We start from the raw sequence: 22,034 nt of genomic DNA, 5'->3' as shown, positions 1-22,034 counted from the left end.
TTGACTCATCTTTGAGCAGTCAGTGCCCCAATCTGAACCCCTCCTGTATCGTCCCGCCATTGTGAATTGTCCCCACCCCCTCTCTTGCTTAGGCTTGCCGCCTTATTTATTTCAGAGCAGGAACAGAACAAGATGGCATTACAACAGAAGGGGCGGGCAATGGCCCTGCTGGTTATGGTCGCGAGTATGGGGCTGGGTGGCTGTATGGGGCAGATGGGGCTTTCCGGCATGGTCACCAAGGGCAACCTGAGCGTGGTGGATAACCGCTACGCTCGTGCCGGGGTCTTTATGTTGCTCTCTCCTGTTTACGGTCTGGCCGCGACCGCTGACCTGTTCGTCTTCAATACCATCGAGTTCTGGTCTGGCAAAAACCCCATCACTGGCAAATCTCCGGCAGTGGTGGACATGAAAGCCGATCCGGTAATCAAGGTGAACCAGCATCTGGATCCGGCCCTCAAGACGGTGCCGTTGGCCATGCTGCCACAAGGGGTGCGTGAGGTGGAGATCAGCTACCCGGACGAGCATACCGCCCAGATGGAGGTGCACTATCTGGATGGTCGCCGCAGCATGATGCGTGGCGAGAAGCGTGGCGAGCTGATGGATATCTACTTCGATGGCCGCTTGGTTTCTACCCTGAGCCGCGCAGAGCTGGAAGAGCGGGCAAATCAGGGCAAGGCTGCTGCCTAAATTCAACTGAATCCAGATCGATCCAGCTTCAGATGGGGTATACCTAATCTGCTGGCAAAATCGCCATGATGTCTAAGGGAGTAGACTATGACGGTGAATGGATTGCGATTGGCGGAGTTGATTGGTTCCCTCAGTCATGCGCTCGATATGACTGAGGGGCAACCAAGAGGACACTGCATTCGCTGCTGCTGGATAGGTTCCCGCCTGGGAGAGCGGTTGGGACTGGACGCCCGGTTGCGCCATGATCTCTACTACACACTCCTGCTTAAGGATCTTGGGTGCAGCAGCAATGCCGCCCGCATCTGCGAGCTCTATCTTACCGACGATCTTCACTTCAAACGCGATTTCAAACTGGTGGATGGCTCCCTCTCCGAGGTAGTCAACTTTGTGCTGGGACACACCGGCTTGCAGGCGGATCTGCTGGGACGTTTTCGCAGCCTGTTTCATATCTTTCGCAACGGCGACCAGATTGCCAACGAACTGATCCAGACTCGTTGTCATCGGGGGGCGGATATCGCTCGCCAGCTCCGTTTCAGTGACGAGGTGGCTGATGGCATCCTCTCCCTTGATGAACACTGGAATGGCAAAGGTCGGCCCCTGCAACTGGCTGGCGAGGCAATCCCGCTCTTCTCGCGCATTGCCCTGCTCTGTCAGGTGGTGGATGTGTTTCACGCAGCCGCAGGCCCGAATGCGGCGCTCAAGGAGCTGCGCGAGCGCAGTGGCAGCTGGTTTGATCCGGCGCTGGTTCGGGAATTTGAAGCGCTGGCCGACGAGGAGTTCTGGCAAGGGCTGGCCGATCCCCGACTGACCGAGTGGGTCCTGGTCCAACCGGCCGGACAGGGCGAGGTGGCGCTGGATGAGGATTATCTTGACGAAATCGCGGCGGCCTTCGGGCAGGTGGTGGACTCCAAAAGTCCCTACACCGCGGGTCACAGCGGCAGGGTTGCGCTCTATACCGACATTCTTGCCACCCAGATGGGCTTGTCCGAGCCGCGTCGACGCTGGCTCAAGCGGGGCGCCCTGCTCCATGATGTGGGCAAGCTCGGGGTGAGCAACGCCATTCTCGACAAGCCGGGCAAACTCGATGCGCAGGAGTGGGCGGCGGTGCAGATGCATGCCGCCTATACCGAGGAGATCCTGAGCCGTATCGGCGCCTTCGAGGAGCTGGCACAAGTGGCGGGCGCCCACCATGAGCGGCTCGATGGCAAGGGCTACCCCAAGGGGCTGAAAGGGGACGAGATTACCCTTGAGACGCGCATCATCACCACAGCCGACATCTTCGATGCCATCACCGCCAAGCGCCCCTACCGCGGCGCTATCCCTGTGCCGCAGGCGCTGGAGATGATGGCGGAGAATCTGGGTACCGCGATAGACCCCGACTGTTTTGCCGCCCTGCAGGCGGGTATTCAGGATTTCTCCCTCTACCTCACCACCGAGCAGCCGCTGGCCAATGCCAGTTAAGATTTGCTGCCTTCATGGCCCAAACGGCCAGTCAGACAGCAAAACGCCCCGCCACTGCGGGGCGTTTTGCATTGGGTCTAGTCCGGCTGCTTGCGATGGGGCGGGGTGAGGATCAGCCCCAGCAGGCGGCGCAGGTGGGTGAGCTGCTCGGTCAGCTGCACGTTGAGCCAGAGGTAACCATTGATGGCTGCCTCTGCGTTGGGCGGCAGCGATACCTGGGTCGCCACCTCGTGCAGGCGGGCGATGGCGGCATCTGCGCCGCGACCGTCGCCGGTTTGCATCATCAGGGCAAGCTGGTTGATCGCCTCCTCGGTGGCCAGATGGCAGGCTTGCAGCGCAGCCGTGCTCTGCATCAGGAAGTGGCTCTCCCGATCGTTCCAGTAGGTGTTGGCCAGCATCTCAAGAGTGCAGAGGGTATTGCGCATGGTGACCTGCACTGCATCAAACAGGGCGACGCTGTGGCGTGTCTCCTTGGCCGCAGGGGCCAGCAGGGCCCGCAGTTTGCCGGTCTGGGCCAGCAGTTGGGAGAGATTGTGCTTGAGGCGCGGGCGCTCCAGCACATTGGGGGAGAGGTGAGTGTGATAGAGCCTCCCCGACTGCTGCAGGATCTGGTGCAACTGCAGGCGCCAGTGGCTGTAGGCCCGCTGGGGATAGATGCTGCAAAAGAGCAGCGCAAGCAGGGAGCCCACTATCACGTCGGCACTGCGCCACAGCGCCGTCTTTATATCTCCCGGCATGGCCCCCATGGTGACTCCCAGGGTGATGCCGATCAGCAACCCCACATAGGGGCGCTTGCCGAGGGCCAGATAGCCGCAGAGAAACATGATGCACCCGCACCAGATCAGGGTGAGTGGCAGCGAGTAGATCTCGAGATAAAGTGCCACCACCCCGCAACTGGCGCCGAAGATGGTGCCCACCACCCGCTGCAGGGCGCGGGAGAGCACATTGCCCCAAAACGAGATGGGGCCCATCACCACCACCAAGGTTATCAGCGGCCAGGTGCTCTCCGGCAGTTTCAGCTCGCGGGTCAGCAGAAAGGTGAGCATAAAGGCGAGTGCAATGCGCAGGCCATGGACGATCCGGTAGCGGCCATAGACCAGCAGATCGAGTCGGGAGAGGGGGGCATCAAGACGCACGGTCTGCCTCCTGTCAGGTGGGGGACGGGGCGCCGTGCATCCGGCCGACGCCCCGTCGGGATTTAGGCCAGTCGTCCCTGCAGGGGGTGGATCCAGACCCGCTCGCCAACGTCGATCCCGGGTTGATCCGGTACGATTTCAATCAGGCAGTTGGCATCGGCCATGGAGCTGAGAATGCCCGAGCCCTGCGGCCCCGTGGTGCGCACCCGCAGCTGGCCGTTACGGTCCTGATGGAAGATGCCGCGCAGAAACTCGGTGCGCCCCGGGCGGCTCTTCATCTTCTCGTCCGCCAGTGCCGAGAGGCGCAGCGGCTGCCACCGCTTGCCCTGTAGGCGGGCGATGGCGGGCTCGACAAACTGCAGCACGCAGATCATCGCCGCCACCGGATTGCCCGGCAGGCCGAAGAAGGGGGTCTGTCCCAGCTTGCCAAAGGCGAGCGGGCGGCCCGGGCGCATCTGGATGCGCCAGAAATCGATCTGGCCGAGCTCTGCCAGCACCAGCTTGATAAAGTCGGCGTTGCCTACCGAGACCCCGCCGGAGCTCAGCACCAGATCGGCGCTGGCGGCGGCCTGCTCCAGCTGCTGGCGCAGAATGGTCTTGTCATCGGGAATGATGCCAAGGTCCATCACCTCGCAACCGGCGGCGCGGATAAGGGCCATCAGGGTGAAGCGGTTGCTGTCGAAGATATGGCCGGGGGCGAGCTGCTCGCCCGGCGCCTGCACCTCGTCACCGGTACTGAACAGCGCCACTTTCAGCGGGGTGCGCACTGTGAGACTGGCTTGACCGAGTGATGCCGCCAGCCCCAGCTGGGGGGCACCCAGCCAGGTACCGGCCGGGATGGCGACCGCCCCCTTGGCGAGATCTTCACCGGCCAGGCGCACATTCTGTCCTGCGCGGATCGGTGCGGTGACGGTGACCCACTCACCTTCAATATGCGTCTCTTCCCGCATCACCACAGTATCCACTCCGGGGGGCAGCGGGGCGCCGGTCATGATCTGCACCGTCTGACCGGCCAGCACAGGCTCGTGGCGCTGCTGGCCCGCCAGCACTTCCCCCACCAGTTGCCAGCGACCGGCGGCGAGATCGTCGCTGCGAAGGCCAATACCATCCATCGCCGAGTTGGCATGGGGCGGCACATTGATGGGGCTTATCAAATCGGCGGCCAGCACGGCGCCGTGGCATTGGGCCAACGGTTTGTCGCTGCAGGCCGTGCTCGGGGTGAGGGCCGCCAGAATGGCGTTGCGGGCCGCCTCGACCGACAAAAAGCCGTTGCCAGCCTCCTGCTCGCGACTCTGGCAGCCGTCAAGCCAGCTACAGACGAAGTCGGCGATAGCCGCCAGATCGTTGATATCGAGGCGGGGCAGGCTTGTCTGCTGTTGTTCGCCACTCTGTTGGGGCTGATCGCTGGCCAGCGCGATGATGTCGCTGTCTTCGGGGAAGAGCAGCGGCTTGCCAATCTCGGCGCGGTGCAGCTCGATTTTCGGGAAGTGCTCGTGCTTGAACCCCTCGACCAAGAGCAGATCGAGCTCTGTCTGATCGAAGCTGGCCAGCAACTGGCGAAAATCGGCTTCGGCCAGCTCGGTCTCGCCGTGCGTTGTTTCAGTAATGCGAGCATGACGACGGCGGGAGGCAACCATCATCTGCTGGGCACCCGCCTTGCGCAGGCGGTAGCTGTCTTTGCCCGGCTGGTCGATATCAAAGTCGTGGTGGGCGTGCTTGAGCACCCCGATGCGCAGGCCGCGATCCACCAGCAGGGGGATCAACTGCTCCAGCAAGGTGGTCTTGCCGGTGCCGCTCCAGGCGGCGAAGCCGAGCAGGGGAAGAGTGGGGGCCGGGGTCATGAGGTGACTCCTTGTTGGGGGTCGATAGCCGTGGCGAGCAGACGGGCCTCGTAGGCGGCCAGCTCGGCAGGGCTGTTGAGATTGATAAAGGCATCCGGCTGATCGGCAAAGCTCACCACCGCCATATTGTGGCGGGCAAACCAGATATCGATTTTGCGCTCCCCCTCTGCCAGTGCGGCGGTGAGGGAGGGGAGCAGGGATTTGTGCAGCAGGGCCACCACGGGTTGCAGCCAGTCGCCGTCGTGGGCCACTACCAGCTCGGTCTGTGGGGTCAGGGCGGCACGAAAGCGGCTCAGCAGATCCAGCGGCAGGGCGGGGCCGTCGCAGGGGACAAACAGCACCCAGTCGTGACGGGCGGCAGCAAGGCCCGCCTGCATGCCCGCCAGCGGGCCGAGATAGTCGTTGTTGTCATCGCTGATGACCGGAGCCAGCGTCTGATAGCGGGCCTGGCTGCGGTTGGCGTTGATCAGCACCTCATCCACCTGGGGGCGCAGGCGCGCCAAAACATGGTCGATAAGAGGGCGTCCTGCCAGCTCCACCCATCCCTTGTCTTCGCCCCCCATCCGGGTGGCGCGGCCGCCGGCGAGGATCACTGCCGACACGGGAAAAGGGCTAGAGGGGGATTCGCTTTTTGAAGTCATGTCGCTCGATGATTTTTAAAGGGGTCGTCTCTTGCAGCTGGCCACGGGCGAGGGTCCATTGCCGCTCGCACAGGGAGGTCAATGCGTTGCTCTGGTGGCTGATGACGACCAGGCCGCTGCCATGTTCCCGCAGATCTTGCGCCAATGCGGCCATCAGGGCAACCGAATGTGTGTCGAGATTGGCGGTGGGCTCATCCATCAGCAGAAAGGCCGGTTGCAGCGCCCAGGCGCGGGCCATCGCCAGCCGTTGCCGTTCGCCACCGGACAAAATGCTGATGTGCTCCCGCGCCAGCCCCTCCAGCTCGACCCGGCGCAGCGCCTCGAACACCCGGATCTCGCTGCCGAGTTGTTTATCGAGCGCCCAGGCCACGTTGTCGTGCACCGTGCGATCGAACAGATAGGGGGTCTGGTGCAGATAGGTGACCCGGCCCGGCCCCAGATCCCGCTTGAGCAGCCGGTTGAGCCGCTGTTGCCAGCGTCCCGGCAGATTGGTGTGGCCGCGGGTAGGTGCCAGCAGCCCCGCCAGGATCTTGAGCAGAGTGGTCTTGCCCACCCCGTTGGCTCCATGCAGCCAGATGGCATCCCCTGGTGCGATGGCGAGCCGGTCAATCTCGAACAGCTGGCGCTCGCCAAAGCGCATCGTCAGCTGGTGGGCGGTCAGAGCCATGGGGTACTCCTGTTGATACGCAGTGGGGGCATGGTCAGTTCTTCAGATAGCTGTGGCCGCGACACGCCGTCAGCAGCAGGTTGAGCAAGAGGGCGAGGGTGAGCAGCACTATGCCGAGCGCCACTCCTTGGGTGAAGGCCCCTTTCTGGGTCTCCAGTGCGATGGCGGTGGGGATATTGCGGGTAAAGTGCAGGATATTGCCCCCCACCATCATGGAGCAGCCCACCTCGGTGACGATGCGGCTAAAGGCGCCGATGATGGCGGCCAGCAGGCCAAAGCGGCACTCGTGCATCAGGCCGATCAGCGCCTTGGGCCAGGAGACCCCCAGGGTCAGGGCTGTCTCCCAGGCACGCCGGTCGCTCTGGACAAACGCCGCGTGGGCCATGGTGGCGATCACCGGGAAGGCGATCAGCATCTGCCCCACCACCATCGCCTGCTGAGTAAAGAGCAGCTTCCAGTCGCCAAAAGGGCCGGCCCGCGACAGCAGCATGTAGAGCAAGAGGCCAATCACCACGGTCGGCACCGATTGCAGGGTATTGATGCAGGAGAGCCAGAGCCAGCGGCCGGGCAGCGGCAGATAGGCCAGCGCAAAGCCCAGCAGCAAGGCGGGCAGCAGCACCAGCAGCAGAGCGATGCAGGAGACGGAGAAGGAGACCCCCACCACCTGCCACAGTTCAGTGTCACCACTGAACAGCAGGGCGAGGGCAGCCAACGTAGTGTCGAGCAGGGTCGGCATCAGGCACCTCCCTCAGCGAACCGGGGGAGGGCCAGCAAGGTCATCGCAGGGGTCAGGGTTGCCATTATTTCCCGTTGGCATCCGCTACAAACAGCGCCTGACCCGCCACCTTGAAGTCACCGATCAGCTTCTGGCCATGCTCGGAGACCAGCCAGTTTTTCAGGGTGCGGGCCCCTTCGGTGTTGAGATCCGGGTATCGCTTGGGGTTGACCAGGATCACCTGATAGGGGTTGAACAGGCGCTTGTCACCCTCCAGCAGCACGGCGAGATCCAGCTTGCTCTGGTAGGCGAGCCAGGTGCCGCGGTCGGTCAGGGTGTAGGCACCCAGCTCCGAGGCCATGGTCAGGGTTGGCCCCATCCCCTGGCCGATGGACTTGTAACCGGCAAACTCGGGTTTGACGTCAGCCGCCTGCCACAGGGTCTTCTCTTTGATGTGGGTGCCGGACTCGTCACCGCGGGAGATAAAGGTCTGGCCCTGCTCCTTGATGGCTTGCAGCCCCTTGGCCGCGTCGTGCAATTTGGCCAGACCCGCCGGGTCGTTGGCCGGGCCGACGATAACGAAGTCGTTGTACATCAGGTGCACCGGCTCGATGCCAAAGCCTGCGTCGACAAACTTCTTCTCGGCAGAGGGGGCGTGGGTCATCACCAGATCCGCGTCGCCGTTCTCACCCATCTTCAGGCTCTGGCCGGTACCGGCCGCCATTACCTGCACCGGATAACCAGTCTCCTTGGTGAACTGGGGCAGCAGCCAGCCCAGCAGACCGGACTGCTCGGTGCTGGTGGTGGTGGCGAGGCGGATCGGCGCTTTTGTGGCATTAGTATCCGCTTCGGCGTGGGCCGCACCGGCGATCAGCAGGCTGGTGGCGAGGGAGAGGGCAAAACGTTTGAGGCTGGTTTTTATCGTCATCGTGATGCAACTTTTTTCAGGGTGGCTGAGGAGAGGGCAAGAGTAAGCAAGCAGGGTGCCAAACTGTTCCTTTGCCGCTGCATTCACGGTTTGCCGTTTAAAAACAGAAGCTTATTAGAATCAATTAGGTGAGCTTGTTATCGCTTTTAATAATTGGTGTTGGTGCTTTTGATACGGTAAGGACAAAATGTCCCACTAAGGTTCCGGTTATCGGGACATTCACCGACCGTACGTGCATCCGAGGTACTTTTTTCCATGACACTTCCTCCCAGCCGCTGGTCTGCCCTCTCCCTGCTTATCGTTGACGATGAGCCCGGCATGCGCAGCTTTCTGGCCAAGGCGCTGGCCAAGCGGTTTGCCCAGATTGAGACTGCCGCCAGCGTGGAGGAGGCGGAAGCCCTGCGCTGCCGCCTCCATTTTGATCTCATCATCGCCGATATCCGGCTGCCTGGGCGCTCCGGCATCGAGTGGCACGAGGCCATCGACCCGGCCACCCGCCGCAGCGACATCATCTTCATGACCGGTTTTGGCGATATGGAGACCGCCCTCAAGGCGCTGCGCCTCGGCGCCAGCGACTTTATCCTCAAGCCCTTCAACCTCGATCAGATGGTGCAGGCGGTGGACAGAGTCATCGAGCGCCGCCAGATGGAGCGGGAGAACCTGCTGCTGCGCCGGGAGGTGAGCAAGCTGTTCCCGCCCACCCTGATTGGCGACAGTGCCAAGACCCGCGAGCTCAAGACGCTCATCGCCAGAGTAGCGCCCTCCAATGCCGCCGTATTGGTGGAGGGGGAGTCCGGTACCGGCAAGGAGCTGGTGGCCCGTGCCCTGCATCAACTTTCCGGCCGGATGGGGGCCTTTGTGCCTCTCAACTGCGCCTCCATTGCCCCCGAACTGCTGGAAAGCGAGCTATTTGGCCATGTGCAGGGGGCCTTTACCGGCGCCCGCAAGGGGCGCGACGGCCTGTTCCGGGTCGCCCATCAGGGCACCCTGTTTCTCGACGAGATCGGCGAGATGCCGCTCGCCATGCAGGCCTCATTGCTACGGGCGCTGGAGCAGAAGGCCATCCGCCCGGTCGGTGCCGAGCGCGAATTGGCGGTGGATGTGCGCATCGTCGCCGCCACCAACCGCAACCTCAAGGCCGAGGTGGAGGCGGGCCGCTTTCGCGAAGATCTCTTCTATCGCCTCAACGTAGTAGCACTGCCGGTCGCCCCCTTGCGGGAGCGGATCGACGATATCCCCGCGCTGGTACATCACTTCACCCGCCAGCTTACCGCCGAGATGGGGATGGGCTCCTTGAGCTGGACCCACGAGGATGTGGTAGCGATGCAGGCCTATCCCTGGCCCGGCAACGTGCGGGAGCTGCGCAACCTCATCGAGCGCTGCCTGCTGCTGGGCAAGCCCCCGGCGGATTACTGGCAGAGCAGCAAGCCCACCGAGCAGGGGGCGAGCGAGGAGGGCTACCCGCTGGCATGGCCGCTGGCGGAGGTGGAAAAAGCCCACATTCTGCAGGTGGTGGCGAGCCATGATGGCAACAAGTCGGCCGCCTCCCGGGTGCTCGGGGTGGCGCGCAAGACGCTGGATCGCAAGTTCAAGGAGTGGGCCATCGAATGAGGAAGGCTGACTGGATGGGGTGGCGATGAAACTGACCCTGATCTCCCGCTGCATGCGCGCCCTGTTGCCCCGTTGCGTGCGCACCAAAGTGCGCTGGCGCCTGCTGCTGCTCACCTCGGTACCCATCATGCTCACTCTGGTGGGCATGATCGCGCTCACCCTCTACTGGACCCTCACCTACAGCTGGCAGAACCTGCTCACCACGGTGCGCAGCGATCTCGGGGTGGCCCACCACGCCATCACGGTGCAGCAACAGCGCCAGACCGAGCATCTGGAGCATCTGCGCGATGCCTGGGCCTTTCAGCTGCGGCTGCGGGAATCGCCGGATCAGCTGCATGACTGGGTGATGCCGCAGGCGGCCAACTATGGTCTCGATTTTCTGCGCTTGCGCCGCGGCCCCGAGCTGGATCAGCTGACGGCGCAGGAGCGCGCCGCCCTCACGGCCGGGCGCAGCGTCAGTCACTTCGTGGTCTGGTCGCAGCAGGAGATGCTCGCCCTCTCCCCGCAACTGGCCAAGCGGGCTGTGTTGTGGCAGCGGGATGGCACCAGGGTGGTGGAGGACAGGGGGCTGATCAGCCTGTCACTGACCCCTGTGATGGGCCGCGACGGCTCCCTTTGGGCCGTGCTGGAGGGGGGCGAGCTTGTCAACGGCAGCACCCGGCTGGTGGATGAGCTCAAGGGTCAGGTGTTTGCCAAAAATACCCTGCCGGATGGCAGCGTTGGCACCGTCACCCTGTTTCTCGATGATCTGCGGGTGAGCACCAACGTGCCGGTCAGCAGCAGCCGTCAGGTGGGCCGGGCGGTGGGCACCCGGGTCTCGCCGCCAGTGCGCGAACAGGTGCTGGGGCGAGGGGAGATGTGGGTTGACCGCGCCTTCGTTCACGACGCCTGGTATGTCTCGGGTTACGAGCCGCTGCTGGGAGCCAGGGGCGAGCGGCTCGGCATGCTCTACGTGGGCTTTCTCGAGTGGCCCATTATCCGCACCTACCTCACCAATCTGGTGGAGCTGGGCTCCGGCGTAGTGCTGCTGTTGCTGCTCTCTGGCCTGCTGGTCTATCGCGGCGCGCGGGATCTCTTCTCCCCTATCGAGCGGATGCACAAGGTGGTGCGGCAGGTACAGGCCGGGGAGTCGGCCCGCATCGGTCCGCTGGCCCTAGACCCCGACCACGAGCTGGCCCAGCTCGGTCGCCAGTTTGACGCCATGCTGGACAGGCAAGAAGCGCATCAGCAGCAGATGGCCCGCAGCGCCGACGAGCTGGAGCAGAAGGTGGCCGAGCGTACCCAAAGCCTCGAGCTCAAGACTGCCGAGCTGGAAGATCATATCCATATGCTGACCGAGGCGCGCCAGCAGCTGCTGATCAGCGAGAAGCTGGCGGCCCTTGGCGAGCTCTCCGCCGGGGTGGCCCACGAGATCAATAACCCGCTGGCGGTGATCCTCGGCAATGTGGAGCTGATGAAGCTGGAGCTGGGGGAGGCGGCCGAGCCGGTCAGCGAGGAGCTGGCGCTGGTGCTGGCCCAGATCGAGCGCATTCGTGCCATCACCCGCAGCTTGCTGCAATACTCTCGCCCCGGCGATTACGAGACAGAGCCTGTGTGGCAGCACCTCAACCCCATCATCGAGGAGAGCCTGACGCTGGTGCGCTCCGCCCTGCGCCAGCAGCAGGTGGAGCTGGTGGCCGATCTCAGGGCCCAGCAGCCCATCGAGGCGGATCGCCAGCAGCTGTTGCAGGTGCTGATCAACCTCCTGGTCAATGCCAGCCACGCGCTGGGAGAGCAGGGGGAGATCCGGGTCGAGAGTCGCGACTGGGTCGATGAACTGGGTCAGCTGCGCGGGGCCGAGGTGCGGGTGATCGACAACGGTAGCGGCATAGACGCCGCCATCATGGACAAGATCTTCGACCCCTTCTTCACCACCCGCGCCACAGGCACCGGTCTGGGGCTGGCCCTGAGCCACCGCATCATCAGTCGCTGGGGTGGGGAGCTCTTGGTGGACTCCACCCCGGGGCAGGGGAGCTGCTTTACCGTGCGGCTGCGCAGCCATGCCCTGCTGCCCAGCGGCAGCGAGCCCGCGAAACTGGAAGGGTGGCGTATTGCGCTCAATGCCGAGGGGCGTGAGACAAGCGATTGATGCTGCTTAAAAAAGGCCCGTTATAAAAACAGCCCGTCAACATGGTTGACGGGCTGTTTTGTCGGTGGATGAGTGGTTATTTACTGCGGGCTCCACACCAGCTTGCCGCTCTGGGTCAGGTCATAGCCGCCGAGGCGAGCCGCCAGCTCGCGCCCCTCGGGGGATTGCAGCCAGCCGATCAGCTGTTGTAGCAGGGTGCGAAAGAAGACCCCCTGCGGCATCACCAGATCGAAACACTCCTGCGACAGCGGCATAAAGCCGAGGCCAAACTCGGTGGCGGTGCTCTGGGCGCCGGGCCCGACGTCCGCATCGCCACGGCTGATGGCGGCGGCCAGCTCCCGCTCGCTGTTGACCTCGAGAGTGCGCTCCAGTCGGGTCAGCGACTCCCCCTGGGTTTGCAGCCACTCCTGCAGGGCGCGCTGGCTGCCAGCGCCTTCCTGACGCATGGCCCAGCGCCAGTCGAGCGCCTCTTTCGCCTCCTTGGGTTGCAGCCCTTGCCGCAGCACCAGCCCCTGCACCCGCCTGAATCCATGAACGATCACCCATTGCCGGTGGCCCTGATACTGCTGCACCAGCGCCGGGTGGCGCAGGTGCGCCTCCTCGGCCTGCCCCCAGTGGATGGCGCAGAGATCCACATGGCCGCGCGCCAGCATCGCCAGCCCCTGACGGGTGCCGCACGGGGTGTAGCCCACCAGTGCCTGGGTGCCGAGCTGCTGTGCCAAGCGGCTGCTGGCGTAGTGCAGCAGCACATCGTCCGAGCCAGCCAGCAGCAGCCGGTCGTTCATTACCCCCTCGTGGCAACTGCCGAGCAGCCAGCGATCGAGCAGGGAGCGGGGAAACAGCCACTTGCCGGTCGCCTTGGTGGCGGGGATGCGCGCCTCGTTGGCGAGCTGGTAGACCTTCTTCTCGTTGAGATCGAGGTATTCCGCCACCTGCTTGACGTTCATAAACTCGTTCATGGTTTAATCCCGCATCCCGCGACCAGCCGGACTGGGCGCCAGCACCGGCGGCTTCTCGTCCAGCACGATATGGTCGTGGCCGCTGAATACCTCGAAATGGCGCCCCTTGGCGCGGGCAATCATGGTGATGCCGAGCTGGCGGGCCAGATCCAGCCCCATCTGGGTGACGCCGGAGCGCGAAAGCAGCACCGGAATGCCCATCTGCGCCACCTTGATCACCATCTCCGAGGTGAGCCGCCCCGTGGTGTAGAAGATCTTGTCGTGGCCAGCCTCGCCGCGCATCCAGAGCTCGCCCGCCAGGGTATCCACCGCATTGTGGCGCCCCACATCCTCGACAAAGGAGAGGATTTCGCTACCGCGACAGATGGCGCAGCCATGCACGGCCCCCGCCATCTTGTAGGTTTCGTTATGGGCCGACAGCGCCTTGAGCAGGGAGTAAAGAGTGCTCTGTTTAAGCTCGGGCGCCGCCAAAACCACCCCTTCGAGCTTCTTCATCACGCTGCCATACATGGTGCCCTGACCGCAGCCGGAGGTGACCGTCTTCTTCTCCAAGGATTTGTCGAGATCGGCGGCCTGCTGGCTGCTCACCACGGCGGCGGCCTCGCTCTCCCAGTCGACGATCACCGACTCGATGGCCGAAATATCCTCGATAAAGCCCTGATTTTTCAGATAACCCAGCACCAGCGCCTCGGGGCGGGCCCCCAGCGTCATCAGGGTCACTATCTCCTTCCAGTTGAGGTAGACAGTCAGTGGCCGTTCACAGGCGATTTGGCGGGTGTTCATTGTGCCCTGTTCATCCATCACCTCGACGGCCATGGTGAGCTGGGCGGCAGCATTGCTTTTGATAAAGGTCGGTGTCATGGGCCCCTCGCGACCGGTTGCCGGGATCTAAGGGGAGGGATACAGCAAGTTTTGTTCCATATTCATGTAGATATGAGCATAGAAAATGTCGGTGCCAAACAGTATTGATGCAGTGGACGAAAGTTGGACATTATTTTGAATGCCATTAGTTTATTTGTTTGTTAGCATGATGGTAGTGTCATATTAATGATGTGCTTTTAAATAATATGGTGTTTTTATTTTAGGGGGAACGATTGATAACATTGATTTTTGGTGCTGGTGCAAGTTATGGTTCTGGTAGAACTATTCCATATAATCCTCCATTAGGAAATTATCTTTTTGACAATCTGGTGTCTTTAAATAGAGCATTTGCCGCATTACCACAAGATATTAAAAATGTTTTTATTGAGCGTGGCTTTGAAGAAGGTATGGCATACATAGCCAACGACAGCAGAAAGATTAATCCATTGCAAAAAGAAATTGCCTGCTATCTTTCTAAATTTAAAATAACGCCAGAGAATGCATATGCGAGGCTTTTCAATAAGCTTCGTAGATATATGAGTGAGATTAATATTGTTACATTAAATTATGATACATTAATTGAGCAGGCTTTGGGGTTGACTGGTTACCCATCGGATTATAACTGTTCAGGTCAAGGGGTTAACGTATTAAAGCCTCATGGTTCATCAAACTTTCTACCTAGAATCCCAAACGGTTGTAGTTTTAGTGGTAATACCATGATCGGTTGTGGAACTTTCTTTGAGGGTTTGCAAACCGATGCTGTATCTACACATGAGGAAGTTGTTAGCTGGTGCGGTGATCCTAGAAATAGTGACCTTAGCCCTGTACTTTCTCTATACGAAAAAGGCAAAAGGGTAGTAATCAACTCGGCATTAATTAATAAAGTTAAAGAAGATTATAAGGGTGTTATCTCGACATCAGATCTAATAGTTTTAGTTGGTATAAAATATATCGAACATGACTCTCATATTTGGCAGCCATTAGAGGAGTCTCACGCTGATTTATTAGTTGTAGATCCTTACCCTCAAGACACAAATGAATGGTTAAAAAGAACAAAGAAAGACAGTGCAGAGGTCATCTGTAATGGTTTTGAGGATTCAGTGTTGAGTATTGCAAGAACAGTAAAAAGATATGTTATTTAATAAGAGATCTTGAATGTTGGGCTGAATCGTAGGTTGGCGCTGAACGAAGTGAAGCCCCACTTTTTATCAAGGCAATAATCGGATAATTCGGAGTTATTCGATTATTGCCATCCCTCTTGATTAGCTATGGCTGATTGGTTTTACGCCGCATGTTGGGCTTCGCTGCGCTCTGCACCAACCTACGCCTGTGCCAACTCATATCCCGCATGACGACCCAACCCGCATCAAACTCCCATCGGCCACCAGACCGGCCTTGGCCCCACTCTTGCTATGTCTTATCCCATTGATGGCCGTGGCCGCCATAAATCTCCTGCTCTGATCCGCCCCGAACGAGGTGGTGCACAGGGGAGGGCGGCCCGGCAGAGACCTTCTGATGGGAGCCGTGACAGTGCAAGAGACAACCAATACCTTGCCCCCGCAGCGCTGGCTGCAACTGGAGTTAAAGGCCATCGACAGCCAGGTTGGCCGCTGGCAGAGCCGCCGTTTCGAGATTGCGGCGCTCTATCCCGCCGAACCCGAGGCTGCCGGTGCCTTGCCCCTTACCCTGTTTCGTGATGAGCGGGGGGATTATCGCTTCAATTTGAGCTCCGGTTCGCCCCGCCTCTTTGTCACCGGAAGCCGCGTGGACAATGGCTTTGTGGCCGATGGCCTCACCCTGAGCCAGACCGTGGCCGCCGCCTATATGGATGGCGAGCGGCAGGTGCTCTCCTGCCCACTGCCCGAGGCGCTGCAAGCCTGGGTGGAGGCCTTTATCGGTCGTCACGGCGAGCTGCTGGAGGCCCGTCGCAAGGGCAAGAAGGGCAAGGGGCGGGCGCAGGATCAGCTGGGTGTCGATAGCCAGGATCAAGCCAGCTGCGGCGCCGTTAAAGCCACCTACCCCGATGGCCGCGAGCGTGGCAGTGACGCCGTAACCTGTGCCGTAAACAAGGCCGGAAACAGCGCCCATGAGTGAGTTCCTCAAGCGCTGGTCGTCACGCAAGAGTGAGGCGCGCAAGCATCAGGCATTGCAGCCAAGGGAAGAGGCCATTCCCGAGGCGGTTGCCGCCCCCATCGAAGGCAGTGGCGAAGCTGAAACTCCAGATACCTCGCTGGATAGCCCCGTAGTCAGCACTGACAAGGGGAGTAGTGAACCCCTTGCCGTTGAGGAGGCTGGGAGTGGCGAACCGCCGCTAATAACAGCCCAGCCGGGCAAGGCAAAACTCCCCGACAAGGAGGCGCTGCGGGCCATGTTTCGCAGCCATAAACCGGATGGGCTCGACGACTACACCCAGGATTTCAGCCAGCCCGAATTGCTGCCCGCGGCCCTGACTGCCGGGCTGCGCAACTGGCTGGTAGATCAGGTAACCGCCCCGGAGAGCGAATCGGCCAATCCGGCCAGCGGGTCTGCTGAACCGGTGGCGCTTGTCAGCGAACCTGCCGCCGACGAGCTGGCTGATAACCATTCTCAAACCCACATCGACGATCGGGACATTTTGGTTTCCTCTGGTGGACAAAATGTCCCAACCAAAGGTGGGGGAATGGAACACTCAGGATCCTGACTCCCTGTCAGTCACTTTTTTTCCGGGGGAGTTGGCTCGCCTCTTGCTCTCTCGGCTTACCAACAAGCGCCCATCCCATGAGGTGGCGCGCACAGGAGCGTATGTGAGCACTGAACAAATGTTGCCAAATCTGACCCCAAATCTGGCCTCCAATCTTGCCCATGGGGCGGGGGCGGCCGAGCATAACGCGCGAGCTCGCGCCTATGCCCTGCAGCATACGGTCAAGACCGACAACCTAATCCCGGCCACTGTCTCTTACCAGAGTCAGGGGCGCCTGCTGCTGGTCGGCCCGGAAGATCGCATTCGCCGCGCCGCCAGCCTGCTGCCTGCCGGGGTGAAGTCCACCCTGCTGGTGACCGAAGCGGTCCACGATGCCGAGGCGGCCGATCTCGAAGCCATCTTTGATGCCACCGCATCCCTCGCGGCCCTGACCCTGCGCGAACCGGGCCTGACAGGGTATCTGGGGCAGTTCCAGCTCATTGGCCTCAATGGGCAGGGGGAGCGGGTTAATCTGGCTGGGCTTTGCTTCCCACAACAAGCGACTGTTGTCAGTGAACAGCCACGCGAGCCGCGCTTTGATCTGGTGGCCGATCTGGGCCGCGCCCCGCTCTTTGCGCTGGAGCGTCCGCCGGTTGGCTATCTGCATCTGGCTGATGACACAGACTTGGCTGAACAGCTCGCCGAGCTCTGTGCGCTGACCGGTATTTTCGACAAGCCGCGCTATTTTCGCCTCGACCCCGAGGCCTGCGCCTTTACCGCCCGCGGCGTGCCCGGTTGCAGCCGCTGCCTCGATGTCTGCCCGACCGATGCCCTCAAGCCCATCAATGGTCGCATCCAGATCGATCCTCATCTCTGTCAGGGCTTTGGCAGCTGTGCTTCGGCCTGTCCGACCGGGGCGATTGCCTATCATCAGCCCGATGCCAACACCAGCGGCGACTACCTGTTCCGATTGCTCAAGCATTATCGGGAGGCGGGCGGCGAAGCGCCTCGACTGCTGATCGCCGGTGAAAACGAGCGCGAATGGGTGGAAGACGAACTCACCCGCTTGCCTGCCAACTGGCTGCCAGTCTGGGTGGAGGAGAGCGCGAGTTTGGGTATCGAGAGCTGGTTCGCCGCCCTTGCCTATGGCGCCAGCGCGGTGCGCATCGCGCTGGGCGACGATGCCCCCGCAAGCGTCCGTGCGCTGGTTGAGCGGGAGCTGGCGAGCGCCGCCGTGCTCTTGGCGGGCGCTGGGCTTGCTACCGATCGCATCGCTCTGTTTGACATAGATGCTGGTGAGCCTGTTTCCGGCCAGCCAACCGTTGCCCTGCTGGAGAAGCCGCTCAAAGGGGACAAACGGGAAAACCTGTTTGCCGCCTTCGATGCCCTCTGGCAGGCCAACGAAGGGCGCCGCGAGCCGCTGGCGGTGCCCCACGGGGCCCCATACGGCAGTGTGGAACTCAAAGAGTCTGACTGCTCCCTCTGCATGGGCTGCGTGGCGGTCTGCCCGAGCCGCGCCCTGCATGCGGTTGGTTACACGCCCGGCCTCAACTTCATCGAGCAGGACTGCATCCAGTGCGGCATGTGCGAAAAAGCCTGCCCCGAGCGGGCCATCGTACTGGTGCCCCGCCTGCAACCCGTGCCCGAGGCGCGCCGCGCCGTGCAGAGCCTCAAAGCCGAAGAGGCGGCCTGCTGCATTCGCTGCTCCAAGCCGTTCGCGCCTGCCTCGATGATCCGCCGTATCCAGCAAAAACTGGCCGGTCACTCCCACTTCCAGAACGAGGCCGCCCTGCGGCTGCTGATGTGTGAGGACTGTCGGGTCAAGGATGTGTTTGCGGCGCTGGCGGCGGATCCCGTCTCCCAGCTCAAGGTGTGAGGGGCCAGTGATGAGTGAACAACATAACGAAAAGGCTGGCGAACTGACCATGACCGAACTGGAACAGAGCAGCGCCGATCTCTACGCCCTGCTGGCAAGCCTCTGGCGCGCCGCTCCCCGTGGCGAACAGCTCGCCTGGCTGCAAGGGTTGCAGGCTATGCCGGGCCCCTTTGCCAGAGGGCTGGGGCTGGTGCAGCTGGCGGCCAGCAGCCACCACGAAAACGAGCTTGCCGAGGAGTATCAGGATCTCTTTATCGGGCTGGGGCGCGGGGAGATCGTGCCGTTTGCCTCCTGGTATCTCACTGGCTCCCTGATGGAGCTGCCGCTGGCGGTGCTGCGGGCAGATCTGCAGTCCCTCGGTTTCGAGCGCCAGAGCGGAGTGTGCGAGCCGGAAGATCATCTCGCCGCCCTCTGTGAGGTGATGGCGGTACTGATTGGCGAGCAGCATCCGGAGCGCAACCGCTTCTATGAGCGCCACCTTGCCCCCTGGGTACTCGCCTGCTGCCGCGATCAGCAACAGGCGAAAGGTGGCAGCTTCTACCGGGCGGTCGGCGCCCTTGCCGAAGATTTCTTCAAGCTGGAAAACGAATTGCGCCTGCCGTTTGGCGCCTGCGTGGTGAAGGGCTGAACGCCCTTATCTGTGCATAACACGCTGTGCATAACAAGTTCTGCGCATAACAAAACGAGCAGACGAGATATCCCATTGGACGCGAAGCTGGCGCACAGGCGCCGGCAAGAACAACAACAGAGGTCACAAGAATGAGCGATGAACAGCTGAAAGACCCGTCCCGCCGCAATCTGATCAAGGGAGTTGGCGTGGTCGCCACCATAGGCGTGCTGGCCGGTGCCACCGGTCGGGTGGTGAGCAAAGAGGCGCTGACCCACGATACCAAGCCTGATCAGGGCTATCGGGAGACCCCCCATGTTCACGACTTTTATCGCACCCTGCGCGGCACTGACTGAGCCGGATCAGTGAAGGAGAACTCATGAAACTGACAAAACGTGCCGAGCAGCCCCAGGCGGGCGAGCAGGGCAATGAGGCCATTCGCGGTCAGGGGCTGACCCGCCGCGCCTTTATGGTCAACTCGGGTCTGGTAGCCGGTGGCGCCGTGGCCGCCGGTTGGCTGGCCCCTGCCATGATGCAGCGGGCCGAGGCCAAAACCGTGGCGGCCGGGGTGCCGGTCGAGGTGAAGCGCACCATCTGTTCCCACTGCTCGGTGGGCTGCGGCGTCTATGCCGAGGTGCAGAACGGCGTCTGGACCGGTCAGGAGCCGGCCTTTGATCACCCCTTCAACCTTGGCGGTCACTGCGCCAAGGGGGCGGCCCTGCGCGAGCACGGCCACGGTGAGCGTCGCCTCAAGTACCCGATGAAGCTGGTGGGCGGCAAGTGGCAGCGCATCAGTTGGGATCAGGCTATCGAAGAGGTGGGCAACGAGGTGCTGCGCCTGCGCAAGGAGTCCGGCCCGGACAGCGTCTACTGGCTCGGCTCCGCCAAGCACTCCAACGAGCAGGCCTACCTGTTTCGCAAGATGGCGTCCCTGTGGGGCACCAACAACGTGGATCATCAGGCGCGGATCTGCCACTCCACCACGGTCGCAGGTGTCGCCAACACCTGGGGCTACGGCGCCATGACCAACAGCCTGAACGACATGCACAACAGCAAGTCGATCATGTTTATCGGCTCCAACCCGGCGGAGGCCCACCCGGTCGCCATGCAGCACATCCTGCTGGCGAAAGAGCGCAACGGCTGCAAGATCCTGGTGGTCGACCCGCGCCGCACCCGCACCGCCGCCAAGGCGGACATGTACCTCTCCCTGCGTCCGGGCACCGACGTCGCCTTTATCTGGGGCATGCTCTGGCACATCTTCAAGAACGGCTGGGAAGACAAAGAGTTCATCCGCACCCGCGTCTATGGCATGGACGAGGTGCAAAAAGAGGTGGCGCGCTGGACTCCGGCCGAAGTAGAGCGGGTGACCGGCCTCAACGAGCAGCAGGTCTATGGCGCTGCCAAGCTGCTGGCCGACAACCGCCCCGGCTGTGTGGTCTGGTGCATGGGCGGTACCCAGCACACCACAGGCAACAACAACACACGCGCTTACTGCATCCTCGAACTGGCCCTCGGCAACGTGGGCAAGAGCGGGGCGGGCACCAACATCTTCCGCGGTCACGACAACGTGCAGGGCGCCACCGACTTTGGCGTCACCTCCGACTCCCTGCCTGGTTACTACGGGCTGGAAGAGGGCTCCTGGAAGCACTGGGCCCGGGTGTGGGATGTGGATTACGAGTGGATCAAGGCGCGCTTCGACAACAAGGCCTACAACGGCAAGCTGCCGATGAATAACAACGGCATTCCGGTCTCCCGCTGGGTGGACGGGGTGCTGGAGAATGCCGATCTCATCGAGCAGGGCTCCAATATTCGCGCCATGTTCTACTGGGGCCATGCGGTCAACTCTCAGACCCGCGGCCCCGAGATGAAGAAGGCGATGCAAAAGCTCGACATGATGGTGATTGTCGATCCGTACCCCACCGTCGCTTCGGTGATGAACGATCGCACCGACGGCGTCTACCTGCTGCCGGCTACCACCCAGTTCGAAACCTATGGTTCCGTCACCGCCACCAACCGCTCCATGCAGTGGCGTGACAAGGTGATTGAGCCCCTGTTCGAATCCAAGGTCGACCACGAGATCATGTATCTCTTGAGCAAGAAGCTCGGTTTTGCCGACCAGCTGTTCAAGCACATCAAGGTGGAGAACAACCAGCCACTGCTGGAAGACATCACCCGCGAATACAACCGCGGCATGTGGAGTGTGGGTTACACCGGCCAGAGCCCGGAGCGGCTCAAGGCGCACCAGCAGAACTGGCACACCTTCCACAAGACCAACCTCAAGGCCGAGGGCGGCCCGGTCAGTGGCGAAGTGTACGGTCTGCCGTGGCCCTGCTGGGGCACCCCTGAGATGAAACACCCCGGCAGCCACATCCTCTACGACACCAGCATTCCGGTATCGGAAGGGGGCGGTGGTTTCCGCGCCCGCTTCGGCATCGAGTATCAGGGCGTCTCGCTGCTCGCCGAAGACTCCTGGCCGAAGGGGAGTGAGGTGGAAGACGGCTATCCCGAGATCACCGCCGACCTGATGAAGCAGCTCGGCTGGTGGGATGAGCTGACCGAAGCCGAGAAGAAAGAGGCCGAGGGCAAGAACTGGAAGACTGACCTCTCCGGCGGCATCCAGCGGGTCGCCATCAAGCACGGCTTCGTCCCTTACGGTAACGCCAAGGCACGCTGCGTGGTGTGGACCTTCCCGGATCAGGTGCCCAAGCACCGCGAGCCGCTCTACACCCCGCGCCGCGACTTGCTGGCTGACTACGCCACCTGGCCTGATTCGAAGAGCCTGTGGCGCCTGCCGACCCAGTACGCCTCGGTGCAGGAGAAGGATGTCAGCAAGGAGTTCCCCATCATCCTCACCTCCGGCCGTCTGGTCGAATACGAGGGGGGCGGCGACGAGACCCGCTCCAACCCCTGGCTGGCTGAATTGCAGCAGGAGATGTTCGTCGAGATGAACCCGGCGGATGCCAACGACGTCGGGGTGCGCGACGGTCAGGATGTGTGGGTCGAGGGGCCGGAAGGGGGCCGGGTCAAGGTGAAGGCACTGGTGACTCCGCGGGTCAAACCGGGGCTCGCCTTTATGCCGTTCCACTTCGGCGGCCACTTCGAGGGCAAGGATCTGCGATCCAAATATCCGGAAGGGTCTGACCCCTATGTGCTGGGGGAGTCGGTCAACATAGTCACCACCTATGGTTATGACCCGGTCACCCAGATGCAGGAGACCAAGGTCACCCTGTGCCGTTTTCGCAAAGTAGGAGCCTGAT

The 22,034-nt window shown here is 61.9% G+C and carries 19 protein-coding genes; 11 read left to right on the top strand and 8 right to left on the bottom strand.

Annotated elements, in window-relative coordinates; genetic code table 11:
• The first annotated feature begins 132 nt into the window (after window positions 1–132).
• Together G5149_RS05995 and G5149_RS05990 are read left to right on the top strand one after the other, a co-directional pair.
• On the top strand, window positions 133–687 hold the full coding sequence (locus tag G5149_RS05995; protein WP_421212034.1) for a DUF3332 domain-containing protein: 555 nt from the start codon (window positions 133–135) through the stop codon (window positions 685–687).
• Between the two features lie 87 nt (window positions 688–774).
• Window positions 775–2,148: an HD-GYP domain-containing protein gene (locus G5149_RS05990; RefSeq protein WP_421212033.1), complete on the top strand. Its 1,374-nt coding sequence runs from the start codon at window positions 775–777 to the stop codon at window positions 2,146–2,148.
• A gap of 77 nt (window positions 2,149–2,225) precedes the next feature.
• Here the strand turns inward: G5149_RS05990 and G5149_RS05985 are convergent, their stop codons facing one another.
• From G5149_RS05985 to G5149_RS05960, 6 genes are all read right to left on the bottom strand, one after another.
• Complete coding sequence (locus G5149_RS05985; RefSeq protein WP_421212031.1) at window positions 2,226–3,284, bottom strand: FUSC family protein; 1,059 nt, start codon at window positions 3,282–3,284, stop codon at window positions 2,226–2,228.
• Window positions 3,285–3,346: 62 nt separating this feature from the next.
• Window positions 3,347–5,125 carry a bifunctional molybdopterin-guanine dinucleotide biosynthesis adaptor protein MobB/molybdopterin molybdotransferase MoeA gene (locus G5149_RS05980; protein ID WP_421212029.1) on the bottom strand — a complete coding sequence of 593 codons (1,779 nt, stop codon included), beginning with the start codon at window positions 5,123–5,125 and terminating at the stop codon, window positions 3,347–3,349.
• Complete coding sequence (gene mobA / locus G5149_RS05975; RefSeq protein ID WP_421212027.1) at window positions 5,122–5,766, bottom strand: molybdenum cofactor guanylyltransferase MobA; 645 nt, start codon at window positions 5,764–5,766, stop codon at window positions 5,122–5,124. The genes G5149_RS05980 and mobA overlap by 4 nt, the downstream gene beginning before the upstream one ends.
• Complete coding sequence (locus tag G5149_RS05970) at window positions 5,738–6,433, bottom strand: energy-coupling factor ABC transporter ATP-binding protein (protein WP_421212025.1); 696 nt, start codon at window positions 6,431–6,433, stop codon at window positions 5,738–5,740. The genes mobA and G5149_RS05970 overlap by 29 nt, the downstream gene beginning before the upstream one ends.
• 34 nt (window positions 6,434–6,467) lie before the next feature.
• Complete coding sequence (locus tag G5149_RS05965) at window positions 6,468–7,169, bottom strand: ABC transporter permease (protein ID WP_005347674.1); 702 nt, start codon at window positions 7,167–7,169, stop codon at window positions 6,468–6,470.
• A 64-nt stretch (window positions 7,170–7,233) separates the two neighbouring features.
• Window positions 7,234–8,076 carry a substrate-binding domain-containing protein gene (locus tag G5149_RS05960; RefSeq protein ID WP_337072387.1) on the bottom strand — a complete coding sequence of 281 codons (843 nt, stop codon included), beginning with the start codon at window positions 8,074–8,076 and terminating at the stop codon, window positions 7,234–7,236.
• Window positions 8,077–8,331: 255 nt separating this feature from the next.
• On the opposite strand from G5149_RS05960, the gene G5149_RS05955 reads away from it, so the two are divergent.
• On the top strand, window positions 8,332–9,687 hold the full coding sequence (locus tag G5149_RS05955) for a sigma-54-dependent transcriptional regulator (RefSeq protein ID WP_128815377.1): 1,356 nt from the start codon (window positions 8,332–8,334) through the stop codon (window positions 9,685–9,687).
• A gap of 25 nt (window positions 9,688–9,712) precedes the next feature.
• Window positions 9,713–11,815: a sensor histidine kinase gene (locus tag G5149_RS05950; protein ID WP_421212022.1), complete on the top strand. Its 2,103-nt coding sequence runs from the start codon at window positions 9,713–9,715 to the stop codon at window positions 11,813–11,815.
• Between the two features lie 80 nt (window positions 11,816–11,895).
• On the opposite strand, the gene G5149_RS05945 is transcribed toward G5149_RS05950, so the two are convergent.
• Together G5149_RS05945 and G5149_RS05940 are read right to left on the bottom strand one after the other, a co-directional pair.
• Window positions 11,896–12,762, bottom strand: a complete 867-nt coding sequence (locus G5149_RS05945; protein WP_013723539.1) for a helix-turn-helix transcriptional regulator — start codon at window positions 12,760–12,762, stop codon at window positions 11,896–11,898.
• A 15-nt stretch (window positions 12,763–12,777) separates the two neighbouring features.
• Window positions 12,778–13,635: a formate dehydrogenase accessory sulfurtransferase FdhD gene (locus G5149_RS05940; protein ID WP_100645365.1), complete on the bottom strand. Its 858-nt coding sequence runs from the start codon at window positions 13,633–13,635 to the stop codon at window positions 12,778–12,780.
• A 233-nt stretch (window positions 13,636–13,868) separates the two neighbouring features.
• On the opposite strand from G5149_RS05940, the gene G5149_RS05935 reads away from it, so the two are divergent.
• The 7 genes from G5149_RS05935 (at window position 13,869) to G5149_RS05905 (ending at window position 22,033) form a co-directional block, all read left to right on the top strand.
• Window positions 13,869–14,777, top strand: a complete 909-nt coding sequence (locus tag G5149_RS05935) for a hypothetical protein (RefSeq protein WP_139742613.1) — start codon at window positions 13,869–13,871, stop codon at window positions 14,775–14,777.
• A gap of 373 nt (window positions 14,778–15,150) precedes the next feature.
• Entirely contained in the window at window positions 15,151–15,729 is a 579-nt protein-coding gene (locus G5149_RS05930; protein ID WP_421212019.1) for a DUF3305 domain-containing protein, read from the top strand.
• Complete coding sequence (locus G5149_RS05925) at window positions 15,722–16,315, top strand: DUF3306 domain-containing protein (protein ID WP_421212017.1); 594 nt, start codon at window positions 15,722–15,724, stop codon at window positions 16,313–16,315. Before G5149_RS05930 ends, G5149_RS05925 begins: the two co-directional genes overlap by 8 nt.
• Before the next feature lie 118 nt (window positions 16,316–16,433).
• Window positions 16,434–18,170 (top strand): 4Fe-4S binding protein, encoded by a 1,737-nt coding sequence (locus G5149_RS05920; protein ID WP_421212055.1) that lies wholly within the window; start codon window positions 16,434–16,436, stop codon window positions 18,168–18,170.
• Between the two features lie 10 nt (window positions 18,171–18,180).
• Window positions 18,181–18,798 (top strand): TorD/DmsD family molecular chaperone, encoded by a 618-nt coding sequence (locus G5149_RS05915; RefSeq protein ID WP_040065378.1) that lies wholly within the window; start codon window positions 18,181–18,183, stop codon window positions 18,796–18,798.
• A gap of 131 nt (window positions 18,799–18,929) precedes the next feature.
• Window positions 18,930–19,133, top strand: a complete 204-nt coding sequence (locus tag G5149_RS05910; protein ID WP_043162611.1) for a transcriptional initiation protein Tat — start codon at window positions 18,930–18,932, stop codon at window positions 19,131–19,133.
• Between the two features lie 23 nt (window positions 19,134–19,156).
• Window positions 19,157–22,033 (top strand): formate dehydrogenase subunit alpha, encoded by a 2,877-nt coding sequence (locus G5149_RS05905; RefSeq protein ID WP_005353754.1) that lies wholly within the window; start codon window positions 19,157–19,159, stop codon window positions 22,031–22,033.
• The last annotated feature ends 1 nt before the right edge of the window (window position 22,034 follow it).

The organism is Aeromonas sp. 600479 (assembly GCF_049175515.1).
GTDB lineage: Bacteria > Pseudomonadota > Gammaproteobacteria > Enterobacterales > Aeromonadaceae > Aeromonas > Aeromonas veronii_A.
Note: the sequence above shows the minus strand (reverse complement) of the source record. Positions and strands in the feature narration are given on the sequence as shown.